Origin of the sequence: Candidatus Sphingomonas phytovorans, assembly GCA_029202385.1 — a bacterium.
Taxonomy (GTDB): domain Bacteria; phylum Pseudomonadota; class Alphaproteobacteria; order Sphingomonadales; family Sphingomonadaceae; genus Sphingomonas; species Sphingomonas phytovorans.
On record CP119314.1, the window covers coordinates 1,235,812 to 1,253,549 of the forward strand.

A 17,738-nucleotide genomic window follows, 5' to 3' on the forward strand; every position below is an offset into this window, starting at 1 on the left:
ATTTATCTCCCGGGCGATGATGCCGAAAATCGGTTTCTGAACTGATCGCCATCAAGAAAGGGCGTGAGGGCGTCCGTGAAGCGGGCCAGATTGGCGGCATTGAGGCCAGCGACGTTGATCCGAGCGTTGTCGGCCATGTAGATGCCGTGCGCCTCGCGAAGCGTCGTCACTGCTTGAGATGTGATGGGAAGCAGGGAAAAGAGCCCGCGCTGCGCCGCGATACCAGCGAGTCCGGGATGCGCCACGGCTAGCGCGGTACGCACAGAATTGAGACGCTGGCGCATCGTCGCGAGTTCGACACGCCACATGTCCGCAAGATCCGGATCGTCGAGAACGATCCGCACGGTAGCGGCGCCATGATCGGGAGGCATTGACCAAAGGCTGCGCGCAAGCGCGAGCAGATTGTCCCGCGCAATCGCGACGCGTGCCGGATTCCGCGTCTGAATCCAGAGCGCGCCGACCCGCTCGCGGTAGACGGCGAAATTCTTGTCGCAACTATACGCGACGAGCGCATCAGGCACGCTGTCCAGCAGCAGCCGCGTCCCCGCCACATCTTCCTCAAGCCCGGTGCCGAGGCCCTGATAGGCAAGGTCGACGAACGGCAGCAGGCCGCGCCCGGTGCAGACGGCTGCGACCGCGCGCCACTCGTCGATGCTCAACTCGGTGCCGGTGGGATTGTGGCTGCAGCCATGCAGCAGCACTGCATCGCCCGGCATCGCCGCGTGAAGCGCTTCAAGCATCGCATTGAAGGCGATGCCGCCACTCGTTGCGTCATAATAGGGATGGAAAGCGGGCGTGAGCCCGGCCTCGGCGAAGATCGGCGCGTGATTGGGCCAGGTCGGGGTCCCGATCCAGACACGTGCGCCGGGCGCTGTCCGAGCGAGGAGTTCTGCGCCGAGCCGCAACGCGCCGGTACCGCCCGGCGTCTGGAGTCCGAAGCGAGGCGGCTGGTTCGTCCCGTCACCGAAAACGATCGGCGCGAGCAACTCGATAAAGCGCTGATCGCCTTCAGCGCCGAGATAGGCCTTACTCGATTGCTCTGCGACGAGCCGATCTTCGGCGGCTTTTACCGCGCGCAGGACCGTCGTTGCCCCGGCTTCGTCGCGGTAGACGCCCACCCCGACGTCGATCTTTTCGGTGCGCAGGTCGGCCCGGCACAGGGCGATCAGCGCAAGCAGCGCGTCGGCCGGCAGCGGCGCGAGCCGGGCAAAGGCTTCCGTGCCGGCGCTCATGATGCCGTCCTGGCTAGAGCATAGGCCTGAGTGCCGCGATGGAACATCCGGTCGCCCGGGGCAAGTTCCCCTACATCGATTGCCGGCTGGTCGCGGAGCCTTTCGTAGATCGGCCCGAAATCAGCGTCGCGAGTCCGTGCGAGCAGGTCCTCGAAGCTGTCGATCACGAAGTAATTCTGCTGATAGTCGTCGATCCGATAGCGCGAGCGCATCACGCGCTCGAGATCGAACCCGATGCGATTGGGGGACGCGTCGTCGAGCGCGAAGATGCTCTCGCCATAGGACGAAACGATGCCTGCGCCGTAGAGCTTGAGATCACCGCCGTCGCGGATGAGACCGAACTCGACCGTATACCAGTAGAGCCGCGAGAGCGCGTCGATCATACCGAGCTCGGCTGCGCGCAGGCCGCCCGCGCCATAAGCCTGCATGTAGTCGGCGAAGACCGGATGGACGAGGAGCGGCACATGGCCGAAGACATCGTGGAAGATGTCCGGCTCCTGCAGATAGTCGAGCTGTTCGGGAGTGCGGATGAATCGTCCCGCCACGAAGCGGCGCTCGCTGAGATGCTGGAAGAACATCTCATCGGGAACGAGGCCCGGCACCGCGACCACCTGCCAGCCGGTTGCCTTCATCAACCGCTCGTTGAGCTCATCGAAATCCGGAATGCCCGGCTTGGTCATGCGCAGGACGTCGAGTCCTTCCATGAAGGCCGGTATCACGCGTCCGGGCAGCATCCCGGCCTGTCGCGCGAAAAGGCGATCCCACATCGCATGCTCGTCAGGAGTGTAAGACGCCCAGTCCTGCGGGATCGTCCAGTCGGGGGCCGCATGGGGCGGCGGTGTCGCGCGATCGTTTGCCATGATGAGAATCTAACGGATTGCGTTGGAAAAATATTCCAAATGCCGCGCATATCGCGCTATCAATGATACATATGAACCGTATTATCGTGGAATATGGATTGTTTCGATCACGGATCGGTGCGGTTCAATCACGTGGATGAAAGCGGATGCAATGATTCGACTATCGACTGCACCCGACGATTCTCCGCGGCCCATCGTGGTCGAGGCATGTTGCGCTCAGCCTGACGCCCGCGGGGCCATCGCATGAGTATGCGGCGGGCTCTCGACGCGATCGATCGCAAACTGCTCTGCGAACTGCAGCACGATGCTTCACTCAGCCACGCCGAGCTAGCTGAGCGGGTAGGGGCATCGACCGCGTCTTGCTGGCGGCGCATTCGCGCCCTCGAGGCCGATGGCGTGCTTGGCAGCCATGTCAGGCTCGTCGACGCTGGCCTTGTCGGGCGCGGCGTCCATGTGCTTTGCCATATCCGGATGAAAAGCCACGCGACTGAAGCTGTCGAAGCCTTCGAGGCATTCGTGGCGTCGCGCGACGAGATCGTCGAATGTTACTCCATGTCAGGCGACTGGGATTATCTGCTGCTTGTTCTTGTCGCCGACGTCGAGGACTATAATCATTTCCTGATGCGGACGGTGCTGCGCCATCCCTCGGTCAGCACCGGTTCTTCTCATTTCGCCCTGGCGCGCGTGAAGTACACCACGGCGGTTCCGATCTGATCCGCTGAATGCACGGCGCCTCAGCCGCAGGCGGCGGCCCGAGGATCGACCATCACGCGCAGGACGCGCAATTGCAGCGCCTCCAGCGCCTCCTGCCTTTCGGCGATGGCATCGCCGGGGAGGGGCGCATTGCGCAGGGCGTCGGGCGTTGTGCCGCGCAGGCCAGCCACCTCGCGTTCCAGCAGGTCGATCCGATCGTTGGCGACCGAGAGCTCGACCAGAAGCGCGAGCGCGATGGTCAGCACCTGTTCGGTTTCGACATTGTCCAGGCTGGCCGGGCGCGTGCCCCGGCCAGCGGCGATCACCGAGCGGATCGCGTCAGTCGCACTGGTCATGCTGAAAGTCCTTCGGAAGGCTTGCGGCCACTGATCACGTACCAGCGATTGAGGTTGCTCACCGCCGGAACATTATGTTCTTCGACATCCCTCGCTGCGAAGCCGGCGGCGAGCATGTCGGCCTCGAGATCGGCTTCGGTATAGGTCTGCCAGAATATCTCGCCGTTGAAGCGGGTATCCCAGTTCTTCTCGACGCGGTGCACGTCGCTGGGCGCGAAGCGGGTGTCGACATCCTGGAAAATCACCACGCCGCCCGGACGCACAACGCGCAACGCCTCGGCCATCGCGCGGCGACGTTTGTCGGCGCCGATCTCGTGCAACATGTTGTGCGATACGACGAGGTCGAAGCTGTCGTCGGGGAAGGTCAGGTCGGCGGCGTCCATCTGGCTGAAATGCACCGCGACATCGAGCGCTTCGGCCCGGGCATGGGCATAGCGCAGCATGCCCGCGCCGATATCGATCGCATGCACTTCGGCATCAGGGAAGCGATCGGCATAGGCTGCGGATGCCGCGCCGGCCGAACAGCCGAGATCGAGGATGCGCGTCGGTTCGAACCCGGCGAATGCCTCGTCGAGCAGGCGGAAGACGACGCCGGCCTTGCTGTCGCTCTTGCCAGCCCCCTGACCGAAGGAGAAAACGTTGCCGCCCGTTTCGTAGAAGGCGCCGGCGACGACATCGTCCGGGCCGTCGTCGAGCGCATAGCCGCCGGGCTGGAGATGCACGTCGGTGCCGGCCAGTTCGGGCGAGGGGGCATAGCTTGGATCAAGCGTCAGGCTGCCCTTGCGCGTCTCCGACGTGGCAAGCGCCCGCGCGGTTGCCTGCATCCGGTCGCGATCGCGAAAGATCGGTTCGCCGACCGAAATCCAGATCATCTCCTGCGCGGCGCGGTTGGCCGCGCTCCACATGCGGTATCCGGTCGATTCGAAGAGTGCCTGGGAAATCTCGTCCGGCGATTGCGGTTTGCGATCATGCCGCGCGGCGAAGGCCGGGGCGCCCTCTTCATGGAAGCGGCGAACATTCTCGGAGCGGACGCGGGCGTTGAGCAGCTTGCGCAGCGAGACGACCGCGCGCTGGCGGCTCAGTTCCTCGGCATTGGCACGCGGCAAAATCGGGTGCTGGACGTCGCGGACATTCATTATGCTGCCTCCTCGATGAATTCGATTAGTTCGCCGGCCGGCCCGCGCACGGTGCATGCCAGGCGGCCGTCATAGCCAGGCCCATCGCGCCGCACCGGCGGCGTGATGGCGAGCGGTGCGACCCGGTCCATTGCCACCGTAGCGATGCTGGCCATGGCACAACCCGGTGGGAGCATGCCCGACGCGCGGGGACGCGGGCCGGCTATCAGGCCGGGGCCGGGAGGATATTCGTCGAATTCGAAAAGATAGCCATGGTCGCGCAGGCCTGCCGTGGTCATGCGCGTTACTGTATCGGGGGCCAGGCCCTGCGCCGCCTGGATGAGGGAAATCCTGCTGTCGCGCAAAGGGCGGCGCTTGAGGTCGAACAGGTCGCAATACCAGTTGCGCAGCGCGTCGAAGTCAGGCCCGGCGATGACCAGGATGAAGGGCCGGTCGATCAGCGAGCGCGGCCGCGGCAGAATCGAGGTGGAACGATCGCCGCTTTCCATGGTGAAATACAGACACTCACCCGACGGACCGACCGCCTGCATCGCGACGATCGATGGCATGAACTGCAATGGTTTCGGCTCGCCGATCACGGTGAAGGCAGAGGCCTTGATCAGCTCATGCACCTGATGGACGTCATCGACGATGATCTCGAACGCAGCCCAGCCGAAGGTGGTGAGCGCGCGGTATTCCGGGACGGGATCGGTTTCGACCAGACGGATATAGTCTTCGCTCGCGCCAGCCGTGCTGAGGATGACGTACCGCCGCCCGGCCATGCCCGGCGTGCCCCAGCTCGCGGCGAGATCCTCACCGACCGCCCCGCTCTCCCGCACATGGTAGCCCAGGGATGCATAGTCCCGCTCGCAGCCGTCGAGATCCCCGGTGCCGACCGTTGCGAACCGGAAACGTGTCAGCAGCGGGTCGCCATTGGAGGTCCAGTCGTTCATCTCGTCGCCTTGCCGTGGGACGACAGATTATCACCAATTACACTTATTTCTATATCAAATGATCGATCCGTGGCAGACATGCCGCGATGTTCGCGAAATCCGCACATTTCCGCCATTCCGAGCCGCCATCAGGCGCGTGCGGAATGCAGATCGAGCTTGATCTGGTAGAGGTCGGGTCGGAATTGCGCGAGAACGTGCTGTATCGGACGGTCGGCCGTGTCGAATACGGTGCGGCTGACTCGCAGGATCGGCGAGCCAATATCCACCTCAAGCAGATTGGCGAGCGTGCCGTCCGCCAGCGAGGCCGAAATGGTCTGGGTCGCCGCGCCGATCTGCACGCCCGCCTGTTCGAGCAGGCTCAGCATCGGCGTGGTCTTCAGCGCGGCGCGATCCATCGCCCCGCTCAGCTCTGCGGGGACATAGCTGACCAGATGGCTGATCGGCTGATTGTCGAGCCAGCGCACGCGGGCGACACGCAGCACCTGCGTATCGGAGGCGACCTTCAGCGCGTCGCTGATCGGCGGGCGCGCGGGGATAAGCTCGAGTTCGAGGATACGGACCTGGGTCTTGCGGCCATAGGTGATCAGCGATTCGAGCGCCTGTTCAAGGCTGCCTTCGATCGGTTTCGCGGGCGACTGATAGGTAACATGCGTGCCGACACGGCGCTTGCGCTCAACCAGATGGGTGTCGGCGAGTTCCGCCAGCGCGCGGCGCGCGGTGATGCGCGACACCCCGAAGCTTTCGGACAATTCCTCTTCGGTCGGCATGCGCGATCCGAACGCGCGGCTGCCGTTGATGATCTCCTCGCGAAGCTGGAGGAATATCTGATGATAAAGCGGCATCGCCTGAAGGCGATCGACCTGATCTTCGTTGCGCTTGCTCAAGGCCGGCCGTCCCCTCTTTCCATCATGCTCCGCTGGCCTGCCTCGCTTGTCACTTAACCACCTGTCCACCAAGAGGAAAAGAAACCATGATCGCCAAATATGGCCTGAGCGCCGACGAACTCGACCGGATGCTGGCCGCGGCCCGCGCGAAAGCGGGCGAGCTGGGGCTGGCCGCCTCGATCGCGATCGTCGACGAGGGGGGCTATGCCTTTCGGCTGCATCGCGGTGACGGGGCCGGACTCATGACGCCGACGGTCGCGATGGCCAAGGCGCGGACTGCGGCCCTGATGCGCGCGCCAAGCGGTGCCCTGACCGCGCGCCTGAAGGATGAGCCGGAATTGCTGCGCCTGACCGAATATCTGCCAATGCCCGGTGGATTCCCGCTGCGGTATGAAAATGCGGTCATCGGTGCGATCGGCGTGTCCGGCGGGACATCGCTCCAGGACGAGGCGATCGCCCAGGCCGCCCTGGATGCGCTGGCCTAGACTCGTTTCCGACAAGATGGCGCCCGCTCCGGGGAACGGGCGGGCGCCGCGTCGGCTGGCGAGAAATGACTCCAGGCGAAGCGACGAAGGCTGGAGATCAGTGCATTTCCTCGCCGCCCGACACGTTCATCGCCTCGCCGGTGATATAGCGCGCCTGGCCTGAGCAGAGAAAAGCGCAGGCATTGGCTGTGTCCTCGGGCGTGCCGACACGGCCGAGCGGGATACGGCCGCGCATCGCGTCCATATATTCCTCGATCGTCTGGCCGCGCATCTTCGCCATATACTCGTTCTGCCACGATCCGAGACCGGTGGTGACGTGGTTGGGGCAGACCATGTTCACGTTGATCTGCGCGGCGCCCATTTCGATCGCGACCGAGCGGGTAAGACCGACCAGGCCGTGCTTCGACGCGATATAGGATGAGGTCAGCGCCGAGCCCGATTTCGACCCTCGACTGCCGATCGAAACGATTCGCCCGCGGCCCCAATCGGCCACTTCGTCCTGCTTGAGCATCTGGTGGATGGCGTGCTTCATCGCGAAGAAGGCGCCGCGCAGATTGACGTCTAGCACCGTATCCCATTGTTCCTGCGTCTGCTCGACGAACGGCCCGAACAGATAACCGACGCCGGCATTGTTGACGAGGATATCCAGCGTGCCGAATTCGGCGACCGCGCGCGCCACCAGTCCCTCGACCTCGGCCTCGGCGCGCATGTCGGCGCTATGCGTGACGATGTTCGGATGGATCGTGCGCAGGTCCTCGGCGACCTGCTCAAGTTCGGACAGCTCAGCGACGCCGTGTGCGGGCGCCATCGCGCCCTTGGTCTGACCAAGATCGTGCAGCACGATGCGCGCGCCGCTTTCCGCCAGCTTGCGAGCGATGGCCGCGCCAAGGCCACCATGGCGGCCGGCGCCGGTGACGATCGCCACCTTGCCGTCGAGATCGGGATACATGGGCAGGCTCCTTAGAAATCCATAGCGGCGAGATGGCCTTCGGACGTGGCGGCGAGAACGGTGCGCGGCGCATAGGCGTCTCCGATCAGGCGCACGTCGAGGCCCGCCGCACGGAGCGGCGCCTCAAGCGTGACATCGGGAACGCGGGCCGTGGCATAGGTGAACAGGGCGACGTCGGTGAGTATCGTTTCGGCGCCGCTATGCACGTCGACATAGGCGACCTCGCCCTCCTCGAAGCGCGAGGCGGCGAGCGGTCGAACCGATGTGACGAAGGCGATCTTCTTGCGCCCCAGGCGGGCATACACGCCCTGACGGGTCACCAGCGCCTCGTCGCTCGCGAGGCGTTCGCGGTCAGTGAGCAGGACGACGCGGTCGAAGCGATCGTGCAGCAGTTCGGCGGCGGCATAGACGAACGCGCCGCCGTCCGCGTCGTGGATCACCGCAGTGCCGGCCTGTCGCCCCGGTCGCCGGGCGAGATCGGCCATGGCCTCGCGCAGATCGGGGAAAAAGCCTTCGCCGCGATACTCCTCGGGCAGATAGTCCGGCCAGACCGGAGTCGCCCCGGTCGCCAGCACGACATGGTCGGGGGCCAGGGCGATGATATCCTCGGGCGTCGCGCGCCTATTCCAGTAAAAGGTCGCGCCTGCCCGTTCGGCGGCGAGACGCTGGTAATCATAGATGCTGCTGAGATTCTCTCCACCAGGGAGCAGGGCGTGCAACCGCGTCTTGCCGCCGGCCTCGTCGGAAGCGGCGAACACGGTCACATCATGCCCGCGCGCGGCGGCGGTCCAGGCGGCTTCCATGCCGGCGATGCCGGCCCCGACGATCACGACGCGCTTGGGAAATGGGGCGGGTCCGGGCTTCCAGTCAGCTTCGTCTGCCGTGCCGACCTGCGGATTATTGTCGCATTGCAGGCCGCGCCCGACATTGATCATGTGCCAGCAGGTGTTGCACGATACGCAGTAGCGGATCTGCGCTTCGCGGCCCGTTTCAGCCTTAACGCCCCAGGCCGGATCGGTGACCAGCGGGCGACCGAGCATGACGAGATCGGCCAGGCCGTCGCGTATGATGCGTTCGCCCTCATTGGGATCGGTGATCAGCCCGAGGGCGCCGAGCGGCGTGCCGGGTGCCGTCTTACCCAAGGCTGCGATCCGGTCGACATAGGGCGTGCGCGGGCCGTGCAGGTCAGGCAGATGTTCGTACAGCGTATCGCCATGCGCCCCCCAGCAGTAGGTCAGGTAGTCGACCGCGCCGGTCGCGTGGACCAGGGCGGTGATCCGCGCGGCGGCGGCGAGATCGATACCATCGGTCATGCCGTCCTCGGCGGGTAGCTTCGCCCCGATGATGAAGTTGTCGCCACAGCCCGACCGCAGCGCTGCGATCAGCTCGAGCAGCAGCGTCGCGCGGCCTGCCAGATCGCCGCCATAGCGATCTTCACGTATATTAGATCGCGCGGCGAGGAACTGGTGGAACAGATGGCCGTGCCCGGCGGAAATCTCGACGCCGGCGAAGCCTGCTAGCTGCAGCGCCTGGGCCGACTGGACGAACTCGCCGATCATCCGGGCGATCGCCTCTTCGGACAGCACATGCGGGATGGTGCCGCTGAGATCGTCGGGCAGGGCGGATGCGCCATATGCGTTGGGATTGCGAAAGCCCGAACGGAAACCGCGCCCATTGTCCTGGACCTGGCCGAGCATCAGGCCGCCATGTTCGCCGACCGCATCGGCCCAGCGTGTCAGCTCGCCCGCGTTGATGCCGGACAGGATCGCGGGCCGGGTCGGTAATCGTTGCCAGCCGAGCATGGCCATCGGCTCGCTCACCAGCATGGCCGCGCCGCCTTTGGCGCGATTGGCGTAATAGTCGATCAGGCGGGGTGTAACGCGCCCGCCCTCCGCGAAGTGAGTCGACATCGAGGCATGCACGATGCGGTTGCGCAGGCGACGTGTGCCGATCGTCACCGGCGAGAAGAGGTGGGGGTAGGCGGTCACTGACGATTCATGCGCTCAATCCGGCGCATGCATTCGCATCACGCGCTGGAAATAGGCGTCGCGCCACACGGTCCGTTCGGCCTCCACGGCCGGGTCCGCCCGATAGGCTTCGATATCGGCGCGGGAGATCATGTCCTTCCGGTCGAGCAACCGTTCGATCGTGTCGATCCGTTCGCGTGCCACGGCGACCTCAGTCATCAGTTCGAAGAAGAAGGTCATCATCTGGTCGATCGATGGATCGTCGAAGAAAACCGGGCGCTTGCCCTTGCTGCTGCGCGGCAGGCTGACGTCTTCGGGGCGGGTACGTTCGGACATGGGGAAATCCTGTGGCGGAAACGCGCATGGCGGAGCGCAAGGGTGCGCTCCGCCATGCGGTCTTGGCAATCAGAAGTCGAAGCGCGCGCGCACCGTCCACCGGCCCGGTTCGTTGAGATACGGGAAGATCAGGAAGGACGACACGTAGTTCTTGTTGAAGCAGTTCGTGCAGTCCGCCGACAGGCTCCAGCCCATGTCGCGATTCCGCAGCATGAGGCCACCGTTGAACAGGCTGTGCTTGGCCTGATAGCCGCGCACGTCGTTCTGCGCCGACGGGAAGCTGCCGTCGGTATAGGCCCAGGTCACCGAGGGGGTCAGCTGGAAGGAACCGCCCAGATCGGCGGTGTAGTTCGCGCCCAGGGTCGAGTTGAACGGGGCCACACGCGACGGCAGCGCGATGTTGCCAGCCGCCGTGACGATGCCCTGGTTGCAGTTGGTGGTCACCGCGACGCCAGCCCGGCAGCTTGCCGCCTGTGCCAGCACCGACGGGTCGACATTGACGAATCGGGCGTGCTGCAACCCCGCGGTCCAGAAGATGTTGAACCCGCGGACCGGCACGATGGTCAGTTCCGCTTCCAGGCCGTAATTGCGCAGATCTGCGAAGTTGCGGGTGACGTAGAGGATCTGGCCCGGAACCAGCGGATTCTCGCGGCCGGCCGGTAGCTGATTGTCGTAATCGTTGAAGTAGAAGCCGTTCAGGTTGAAGCGCACCTTGCGATCGAAGAACTGGGACCGCAGGCCGCCTTCGAAGGACCAGATGGTTTCGCGGCCGAACGAGAACATGCCAGCCGCGTTATAGGCGCGCGACACCCAGCCGCCGGACTTGAAGCCTTTGGTCGCCGAGGCGTAGATCGAGATGTCCGGCGTGAACTTGTAGTTGAGCGCGAAGCGCGGCGTCCACACCTTGGCGGTCTGCTTTACCGGATTGCCCGCCGCGATGATGTCCGCAGTGGTGAAAGGCTGGTTGAGCCCGACCGAGGGCAGGGGGCTCGCATTCGGCCTGAAGTGAATGTCCTTGAATTCCGCCGTGTAGCGGATGCCTGCGGTGAAGGTGAGATCGGGCGTAATCTTGTAGTCGCCCTGGAAATATCCCGCGATCGCGTCGGTATTGTTGTACATCGTGCGATCCGCCGCGAGCGTCGGCACGCCGGCTGCCGTAATCGAGACGTTGGCGAAGCTCGTCTCGTTATCCTCGCGGATGTAATAGATACCGGCGGTGTAGTTCAGCTTGCCGCCGAACGCCTCGCCATTGGCCTTGATCTCCTGGCTGAACTGTCCGTGCCAGCTGTCGTTGGCGAGCACCGACGTGGCGCCTGGCACCGCGGTGATGATGTTGCCGGGATCGGTGTAGACGGTCGTCGCGCTGGCCAGGCTCATCGCACTGTCGGTGAGGTATTCGTTGTAGATATGGCGATAGCCGGTGATGATGTTGATCGTCAGGTGGTCAGCCGCGTCGATCTGCAGGTTGGACGTCAGCGCATAGGTCTGGGCGACGTTGCCGAGCTTGTTGTCGGCCAACTGCGGCGAGAGATAATTGCGGCCGCCGAAGACCTGCGACACGGTCGAATCCTCGCGCAGGCGCGTATAGCTAACACGCTTGCCGGTCTTGGGATCGTAGAAATTGGGGAAGTTGGCGTAGCTCTGGTAGTTATAGTCGCCGGTCACGTCCCAGCTTGTGTTGCCGGCGCCGATGAGGCGGAGCGCGCCTCGGAAGCCATAGCTATGCTCCGAATTCAGCTTTTCGCCCGTGACGCGATTTTCGACATAGCCGGCGTCGTCGATATAATAAGCCTGGATCTTGCTGAGCAGCTTGTCCTTGATGATCGGGATATCGACTGAGCCGCGCACCTGCTTGCGATCATATTTGCCGTAGCTACCCTCGACGAAGCCGCCGAAATCCGCCCCCGGTTTCTTCATGATCACGTTGATCGCGCCGCCGGTGGTGTTGCGGCCGAACAGGGTGCCCTGCGGCCCGCGCAGCACTTCGATCCGCTCGACGTCGAACAGTGAGAAATTGTTGGCGCTTTGCCGCGACATATAGACGTCGTCGACATAGGTGCCGACGGGCAGATCGAAGGTCGAGATCGTCTCGTTATTGTTCAGGCCGCGCATCGAATAGCTGTTGGCCGTGCCGACCGAGGTGTTGTTGTGGCCGATCAGGTTGGGAACATAGGACAGGAGGTCGATCGTTCGCGTGATCTGGCGCGTCTGCAATTCCTGCGCGGTGAAGGCGGAAATGGCGATCGGAACATCCTGCAGCCGCTGCTCGCGGCGCTGTGCCGTGACAACGATCTCCGGGATGCCTTCTTCCTCTGCCACCGGCGCGGATTCGGCGGCTGTCGTCGGGGCTGTCTGGGCACTAGCCTGGCTGGCGACTGCCAGCGCATAGAGGCTGAGACCAAAAACCGTGCCGTACCGCAGCTTGTTCGTCATCATTGACCCTTTCAAAAAGCACCCGCCCCCCGCCGACCCTGTCAGCGTGGCTCCACCTGCAAGCTTCGTTTGTTATTTGTTATAAAGCTATGACATATTAACGCGACTGTCACGCAAATTATGCACTGATCCGCGGGATCGCCGCTGGTGTGTCATGGGTGCAACATGTCACCCGTTATAGGCCGGGCGCGCCGTCGCGCGATCAAGCCAGCCGAACACATAAGCATATGAATCGAGAGACACTTTTGCCGGCCGGGCGAGCGCGGCGATTGCCGCGAGATTGATGTCTGCGACGGAGAAGTCGCCGCCCAGCAGCCAGTCGCGGTCGGCCAGTGCCGCATCGAGCACCTTGAACGGTGCCTGGAGTTCAAGCTCGGCGCGTTCAGCCGCTGCCGCATCGCGATCGGAGTCGGCTTTGATCGCGCGCTCGAACAGGCAGACGGTGAGTCCCCGTTCAAGCTCGTTCAATCCCCAGAAGGTCCATTGCCAGACCTGGGCTTCCTGTTCGACGCTCTCGGGATAGAGGCGGCCGGTACCGTATTTCTTGGCGAGGTACAGGCTTTCGGCGAAGGATTCGAACAGCGTAAAGCCGTCATCGACCAGCGCCGGGACCTTGCCGTTTGGGTTGATCGCCAGAAAGGCGGATTGCTTCGTCTCGCCCGGCGCTGGTTCGATGTTCTGTACGGACAGGCCAAGTTCGCGGGCGACCCATAAGGGGCGACGCGCGCGGGATCCGGGGCGGCCGTAGATCGTGATCGTCATGGTTGGTGGCGGCCTTTCGACTGGCGGAAGTTGAGCTTGGCGACGTCGCCGAGGAAATCGAGGATCGGCGCCGCCCATTCGGGCGCGCGTTCAAACACCATGCCCGCGCCGCCGGGCAGCTCGGCATAGGTCCAGTCGGTACGGCGTTCGACGAGCTGGCGGCCCATCGGAAACAGGCGGTCGGTACGGCTGGCGATGACCAGCGTGGGGCATATGATCGCATCCAGATCGGCGTCGAGATCATAAGCGGGCGCCGCGCGGTGGCCGTCCTCTTTCCAGGGTCCGTTGGCGAAATAGGCAACGACGCCAACGTGCACCGTCTCATCGCTCCACGTCGGGTCGGCGATGCGGCGGACCGTTGCCCAACGATCCGTAAAGTGGCTGCCGTCGGGCTTGATCTCCTGCATGTCCTGCAAGCCGGTGGCGCGTTCGGTGCGCTGCTCAGGCGAATAATAGGGCATGTTGTCGGTGATCAGCGCGGCGACCCGGTCAGGCCGCGTTGCCGCGAGGCGTGCGGCGACCAGCGCGCCGCCATGATGGCCGGCGACCGCGAGCTTCCCGAGATCGAGGGCATCGATCACTGCCGCAGCGGCATCGGCATAGCCGGCGATGTTTGCCGCCTCGCGTGGCGGATCCGACATGCCGTGACCAGGCATGTCGGGGACGATCACCTGGTAGCCGGCCGAGGCCAGTACCGGCATCGCGCGGCGATACTGGATCGACCCCCAGGGTGCCTGATGGATCAGCATGACCGGTGGACCCTCGCCGAGCGTGCGGCAATGCACCTGCCCATCGGGGCCGTCGATATAGAAGCGGCGCTCGCCGGGCAGGATGTTGACCGAAGGCAGCATCAGTTCACCCCACCCGAAAGCCGCTGGCCGAGCAGCCGGCCGAAGGTGAGGGCAGGGGTGACCATCATGCCGCCGCACGCCGCTTTCCCCATCGTCTGGCCCGAGCCGAGCAGCTCACCGGCGGCGTAGAGGTTGCCGATCGCGCTGCCGTCCTGGCGGATGACCTGAAGGTCGGCGTCCACGGCCAAACCGATCGCACCGGTGATCGCGCTGCCCTGCATGCGGATCGCGTAGAACGGGCCTTGCCCGATCGTTGCGGGAGCAGGCGCCCGACCGAGGAAGTCATTGCCGGTCTGCACGCCATAGTTGAACGCATCGACCGTGTCGGCCAGTGCTTCGGCATCGATCCCGGCGCGGCTGGCCAGTTTAGTGATGCTGTCGGCGGTGGAGAAGGAGGGGCCATCCTCCACGAATGCCAGCGCCAGATCCTCGCGGCTCCAGCCGACCACGATCGGCGGTGCGGTATCGAGGATATGCTGGTCGAAGATGATCCAGTAGCGCCGGTCCGGCTGCAGGCTCAGCGCCATCTCGCGTGCATCGACGCTCGGCATGTCCTCGCGGATGAAGCGTTGCCCGTGCGCATTGACATAGATTTCCCATGGCATGCGGCGTTCCGGGAAATGTTCGACCGTGCCGATCGCGCGCGCTGGGAAGGTAGCGCTGTTGTAAAGCGTGCCGAAATTGTTGAACACATTCTCGAAGCCGCGCAGATAGCCGCCGACCGACTGACCCAGTTTCAGCCCCGCACCACGCGAAAAGGGGTAGGGGGCGGCGTTGTAAAGCGGATAGCCATTCAGTTCCGCGAACAGCGCCGGATCCGCGGTATAGCCGCCCGATGCGAGGACGACGTTGGTGGCGGCGAAATCATGCATGGTTCCGTTTGCGTCCTGCGCGGTGACGCCGGTTACGCGGCCCTCGGTATCGGTGCGCAAGCCAGTGACTTCATGCTGGAGCTTCACTGTCACCGCGCCGCTTGCGACCAGCCCGTCGATGATCGGGACCAGCACGTTCTTGACGCTGATCCCGCCTTCCGGACCCCAATAATAGCGTTTCTCCCGATAGGGCTCATGGCCGAAGCCGGTAACGGGATGATTGGGCAGGGGCGCGAAACCACGGTCCATCAACCAGTCGAACGTGTCGGCTGCGTTGTCGATCGCAAGGCGGGCAAGCGCCGGATCGATCGTGCCCCGGCTGATCCGCATGACGTCCTCGAAATGGGCATCGGGCGTGTCGGTGATGCCATTCGCGGCCTGCAGGCGCGTGCCCGCCGCGCTCATCTGGCCGGTCGCGACCCATAGGGTACCGCCAAGCTTGTCCGCCGAGTCGAGGAGCAGAACCGTGGCGCCATGTTCGGCAGCGAAGATGGTTGCGGGAAGTCCCGCCGATCCGCCGCCCACCACGATCAGGTCCCACATATCCCGTCCTCGATGTCGTTCTAAATTATAGAACATCGTTCCATAATAAAGCTAAGCTGCGCCGGGATGCGGGGTCAAGCAACATTTTTGCAGGGATCGGTGCCAGGCGGAGAGCTCGTGCGAAGTGATGGCACCGTCGCAATGACGGGCGCTCCGATCCTGCCCGATGCTCAAATGAGCGTCAGTGTGCAGGCACCGATTGGTCAGGGGGCCATAGCCGACTGTGGATACGGGCGCCTCAGTCGGAAACGATTCTAGGCCACCAGGCGCGCCTCGCCCTCGACCTGGGGCACCGATGCGCCGAGTGCGCGTGATGCCTGGGCCGCCGCGGCGCGGACCTGTGCGATCAGGACGGTGGAATTCTCCTCGCCGAAGCGGGACAGCGGCAGCGCCAATCCCATCGCGGCGATGATCTGATTGTCCGGGCCCCAGACCGGCGCGGCGACGCCGCCGACCGCCGCTTCCCATTCTCCGCGATTGATCGCTATGCCCGCCGCGCGGACAGCTTCCACCGCGGCAACCAGGGCATCGGGATCAGTGATCGTGCGCGGGCTATAGGTGCGCAAAGGGTGCTCAAGCGTCTCGCGCAGGGCCGTCGGGTGATACGCGAGAAAAATTTTGCCGGTTGCCGAACAATGCGTCGGCGCCCGTTCCCCGATCTCGGAGAAGGCGCGCACTGAATGCACGCCCTCGGCCTTGTCGATATAGATGACGTCGGCACCATCCGAGATTGCGAGATGGACGGTCTCCAGTGTTGCGCGAGCGAGCTGATCCATGATCGGGCGGATGGTGCGGCGCAGATCGAGCCGTTCGATCACCTTGGCACCCTGCTGCCAGATCTTCAGTGTCGCCGAGTAGCGACTGTCGGCCGCCGTTGCGTAGCCCAGTGCGATAAACGTCTGCAAATACCGATGGACGTTGCTCTTGGTCAGCCCGACCTGTCGAGACAGTTCAGACACGCCTATCGGTTGCTGTGCGGCGACCAGCGCTTCGAGCACCTGCATGCCCTTGACGATCGTCTTGTCCAATTCAGTCTCCGCTTATACCGTTCACACCGGAGTGCGTTCATCAATTATGGGCATCAACTATGGGCGCGGATCAATTATGCCCGTGCGCGGGTGCGTTCGCCAGTGCCAACTCAAGTTCGACGACGGCAGCGCGGTAATATTTCAGGCCCGCGATGCAGATCAGGATCGCCGGGATGCCGAGCACCAGCACATAGCAGCTCAGCACCACGCCGATCTTTTTCGGATCGCCCGTCATGTCAGTTGCGAAGCCGATGATCGGCGGGCCAAGCAGCGGGCCGATCAGCGAGATGAAGGTGTTGAAGATCGCCATCGACTGGGTGCGCACCTCACCCGGCGTGATCTGCGCCATCGAGGCAGGGCCACCCGCCGTCGCCACCGATTTGCCGATGAACGCGATGAACATGAACACCACGGCAAATTCAGCGCTGGGCATGATCGGATACAGCGCGCTGCACGGCACGCAGATCAGCAGGCCCAGGATCAGCACGCGCATCGATCCGTCGACCCGCCCGATGGCGAAATGGCGCTGCGCCCAGACCGCGAGCGCGGTGCCGATCGGGCCGGCGGTAAAATAGAAGATGCCGGTGACGAATCCCGTCTCGGCGATGCCCCAGCCCCACAGGCGCGAGAAGAGCGGCACGTTCCACAGCGTGAGCGCGCTGAGCGCGAAATTGCACGTGGACCCCACGATCAGGGCGCCGAAGCCGCGCCAGCGCTGCCCCATATAGCGGAACGCGGCGCTTGCGGGCGCGCGCGCCGATATGGTCTCCTGCCGAACCGGCTCCTTCACCGTCATCATCAGCCCGGCGAAGATGAAGCCTGGAATGCCGACGAGCACGAACGTCGCCTGCCATGGTGCCAGCGTGCCGAATATCGGCCAGTTGACATGGCCTATGGTCTGAAGATGCCCGACGATAAGGCCGCCGAGCAGGAAGGCGAGGCCGGCACCGAGATAGGGCCCGGCCATGTACACGCTGATCGCGCGGGGCCGTTCGCGGCGATTGAAATAATCGCTGATGATCGACACCGAACAGGGGCTGACCACCGCTTCGCCGAGACCCAGACCGAGGCGCATCAGGAACAGCGGCAGGAAGGTCGCGACGAGGCCGCTGCCCACCGTCATCGAACACCAGATGACGATGCCGGCGAGCAGCAGATATTTGCGGTTCGAGCGATCGGCATACCAGCCGAGCGGAATCGCGACGAGAACGTGGAACGTCGAGAAGGCTGGCCCAAGCAGCAGCCCGACCTCGAAATCGCTGAGCTTCATCGCCGCCTTCAGCGGCTCAACCAGCAGGCTGAGGATGAAGCGGTCGAAATAGGAGAGGATGAAGACGCCGAGCAATAATATGACGACATACCAGCGATATGCCGGGCCGTTCTTTTCCAATGTCACGCTCGATGCCCCTTATGCTGTCT

The 17,738-nt window shown here is 64.0% G+C and carries 17 protein-coding genes; 2 read left to right on the forward strand and 15 right to left on the reverse strand.

Annotation, left to right across the window (positions count from 1 at the left end; all coding sequences use genetic code 11):
• Positions 1–2: 2 nt before the first annotated feature.
• Positions 3–1,232 carry an aromatic amino acid transaminase gene (locus P0Y59_05620; GenBank protein WEK01167.1) on the reverse strand — a complete coding sequence of 410 codons (1,230 nt, stop codon included), beginning with the start codon at positions 1,230–1,232 and terminating at the stop codon, positions 3–5.
• A complete protein-coding gene (gene phhA / locus P0Y59_05625; protein ID WEK01168.1) occupies positions 1,229–2,092 on the reverse strand; it encodes a phenylalanine 4-monooxygenase in 864 nt (287 codons plus the stop codon). Before phhA ends, P0Y59_05620 begins: the two co-directional genes overlap by 4 nt.
• Positions 2,093–2,335: 243 nt before the next feature.
• Here phhA and P0Y59_05630 point away from each other — a divergent pair, with 243 nt between their 5' ends.
• Entirely contained in the window at positions 2,336–2,806 is a 471-nt protein-coding gene (locus P0Y59_05630; protein ID WEK01169.1) for an Lrp/AsnC family transcriptional regulator, read from the forward strand.
• 20 nt (positions 2,807–2,826) lie between these two features.
• On the opposite strand, the gene P0Y59_05635 is transcribed toward P0Y59_05630, so the two are convergent.
• From P0Y59_05635 to P0Y59_05650, 4 genes are all read right to left on the reverse strand, one after another.
• Positions 2,827–3,141 (reverse strand): hypothetical protein, encoded by a 315-nt coding sequence (locus tag P0Y59_05635; GenBank protein ID WEK01170.1) that lies wholly within the window; start codon positions 3,139–3,141, stop codon positions 2,827–2,829.
• Entirely contained in the window at positions 3,138–4,277 is a 1,140-nt protein-coding gene (locus P0Y59_05640; protein ID WEK01171.1) for a class I SAM-dependent methyltransferase, read from the reverse strand. Before P0Y59_05640 ends, P0Y59_05635 begins: the two co-directional genes overlap by 4 nt.
• Positions 4,277–5,209, reverse strand: coding sequence for a VOC family protein (locus P0Y59_05645; GenBank protein WEK01172.1), 933 nt, complete (start codon positions 5,207–5,209; stop codon positions 4,277–4,279). The genes P0Y59_05640 and P0Y59_05645 overlap by 1 nt, the downstream gene beginning before the upstream one ends.
• Before the next feature lie 128 nt (positions 5,210–5,337).
• Positions 5,338–6,093, reverse strand: coding sequence for a GntR family transcriptional regulator (locus tag P0Y59_05650; GenBank protein ID WEK01173.1), 756 nt, complete (start codon positions 6,091–6,093; stop codon positions 5,338–5,340).
• 86 nt (positions 6,094–6,179) lie between these two features.
• Here P0Y59_05650 and P0Y59_05655 point away from each other — a divergent pair, with 86 nt between their 5' ends.
• The gene (locus P0Y59_05655) at positions 6,180–6,578 is read left to right on the forward strand and encodes a heme-binding protein (protein ID WEK01174.1); all 399 of its coding nucleotides are present in this window, start codon (positions 6,180–6,182) and stop codon (positions 6,576–6,578) included.
• 97 nt (positions 6,579–6,675) lie between these two features.
• Here the strand turns inward: P0Y59_05655 and P0Y59_05660 are convergent, their stop codons facing one another.
• From P0Y59_05660 to P0Y59_05700, 9 genes are all read right to left on the reverse strand, one after another.
• Entirely contained in the window at positions 6,676–7,527 is an 852-nt protein-coding gene (locus P0Y59_05660) for an SDR family oxidoreductase (protein ID WEK01175.1), read from the reverse strand.
• A gap of 11 nt (positions 7,528–7,538) precedes the next feature.
• Entirely contained in the window at positions 7,539–9,515 is a 1,977-nt protein-coding gene (locus P0Y59_05665) for an FAD-dependent oxidoreductase (protein WEK01176.1), read from the reverse strand.
• Between the two features lie 15 nt (positions 9,516–9,530).
• Positions 9,531–9,830 carry a hypothetical protein gene (locus P0Y59_05670; GenBank protein ID WEK01177.1) on the reverse strand — a complete coding sequence of 100 codons (300 nt, stop codon included), beginning with the start codon at positions 9,828–9,830 and terminating at the stop codon, positions 9,531–9,533.
• A gap of 69 nt (positions 9,831–9,899) precedes the next feature.
• On the reverse strand, positions 9,900–12,263 hold the full coding sequence (locus tag P0Y59_05675; protein ID WEK01178.1) for a TonB-dependent receptor: 2,364 nt from the start codon (positions 12,261–12,263) through the stop codon (positions 9,900–9,902).
• A gap of 168 nt (positions 12,264–12,431) precedes the next feature.
• Positions 12,432–13,025, reverse strand: coding sequence for a glutathione S-transferase family protein (locus P0Y59_05680; GenBank protein ID WEK01179.1), 594 nt, complete (start codon positions 13,023–13,025; stop codon positions 12,432–12,434).
• Positions 13,022–13,876 carry an alpha/beta hydrolase gene (locus P0Y59_05685; protein ID WEK01180.1) on the reverse strand — a complete coding sequence of 285 codons (855 nt, stop codon included), beginning with the start codon at positions 13,874–13,876 and terminating at the stop codon, positions 13,022–13,024. Before P0Y59_05685 ends, P0Y59_05680 begins: the two co-directional genes overlap by 4 nt.
• The gene (locus P0Y59_05690; protein WEK01181.1) at positions 13,876–15,291 is read right to left on the reverse strand and encodes an FAD-dependent oxidoreductase; all 1,416 of its coding nucleotides are present in this window, start codon (positions 15,289–15,291) and stop codon (positions 13,876–13,878) included. The genes P0Y59_05685 and P0Y59_05690 overlap by 1 nt, the downstream gene beginning before the upstream one ends.
• Before the next feature lie 254 nt (positions 15,292–15,545).
• A complete protein-coding gene (locus tag P0Y59_05695) occupies positions 15,546–16,319 on the reverse strand; it encodes an IclR family transcriptional regulator (GenBank protein WEK01182.1) in 774 nt (257 codons plus the stop codon).
• Positions 16,320–16,389: 70 nt separating this feature from the next.
• Positions 16,390–17,715, reverse strand: a complete 1,326-nt coding sequence (locus P0Y59_05700; protein ID WEK01183.1) for an MFS transporter — start codon at positions 17,713–17,715, stop codon at positions 16,390–16,392.
• Positions 17,716–17,738 lie beyond the last annotated feature (23 nt).

Excerpts from the sequence above, each read along its gene's own strand:
- phhA (WEK01168.1), bottom strand. The coding sequence starts at position 2,092 with ATGGCAAACGATCGCGCGACACCGCCGCCCCATGCGGCCCCCGACTGG.
- P0Y59_05635 (WEK01170.1), bottom strand. The coding sequence starts at position 3,141 with ATGACCAGTGCGACTGACGCGATCCGCTCGGTGATCGCCGCTGGCCGG.
- P0Y59_05640 (WEK01171.1), bottom strand. The coding sequence starts at position 4,277 with ATGAATGTCCGCGACGTCCAGCACCCGATTTTGCCGCGTGCCAATGCC.
- P0Y59_05655 (WEK01174.1), top strand. The coding sequence starts at position 6,180 with ATGATCGCCAAATATGGCCTGAGCGCCGACGAACTCGACCGGATGCTG.
- P0Y59_05675 (WEK01178.1), bottom strand. The coding sequence starts at position 12,263 with ATGACGAACAAGCTGCGGTACGGCACGGTTTTTGGTCTCAGCCTCTAT.
- P0Y59_05645 (WEK01172.1), bottom strand. The coding sequence starts at position 5,209 with ATGAACGACTGGACCTCCAATGGCGACCCGCTGCTGACACGTTTCCGG.
- P0Y59_05630 (WEK01169.1), top strand. The coding sequence starts at position 2,336 with ATGAGTATGCGGCGGGCTCTCGACGCGATCGATCGCAAACTGCTCTGC.
- P0Y59_05620 (WEK01167.1), bottom strand. The coding sequence starts at position 1,232 with ATGAGCGCCGGCACGGAAGCCTTTGCCCGGCTCGCGCCGCTGCCGGCC.
- P0Y59_05670 (WEK01177.1), bottom strand. The coding sequence starts at position 9,830 with ATGTCCGAACGTACCCGCCCCGAAGACGTCAGCCTGCCGCGCAGCAGC.
- P0Y59_05690 (WEK01181.1), bottom strand. The coding sequence starts at position 15,291 with ATGTGGGACCTGATCGTGGTGGGCGGCGGATCGGCGGGACTTCCCGCA.
- P0Y59_05660 (WEK01175.1), bottom strand. The coding sequence starts at position 7,527 with ATGTATCCCGATCTCGACGGCAAGGTGGCGATCGTCACCGGCGCCGGC.
- P0Y59_05685 (WEK01180.1), bottom strand. The coding sequence starts at position 13,876 with ATGCTGCCTTCGGTCAACATCCTGCCCGGCGAGCGCCGCTTCTATATC.
- P0Y59_05680 (WEK01179.1), bottom strand. The coding sequence starts at position 13,025 with ATGACGATCACGATCTACGGCCGCCCCGGATCCCGCGCGCGTCGCCCC.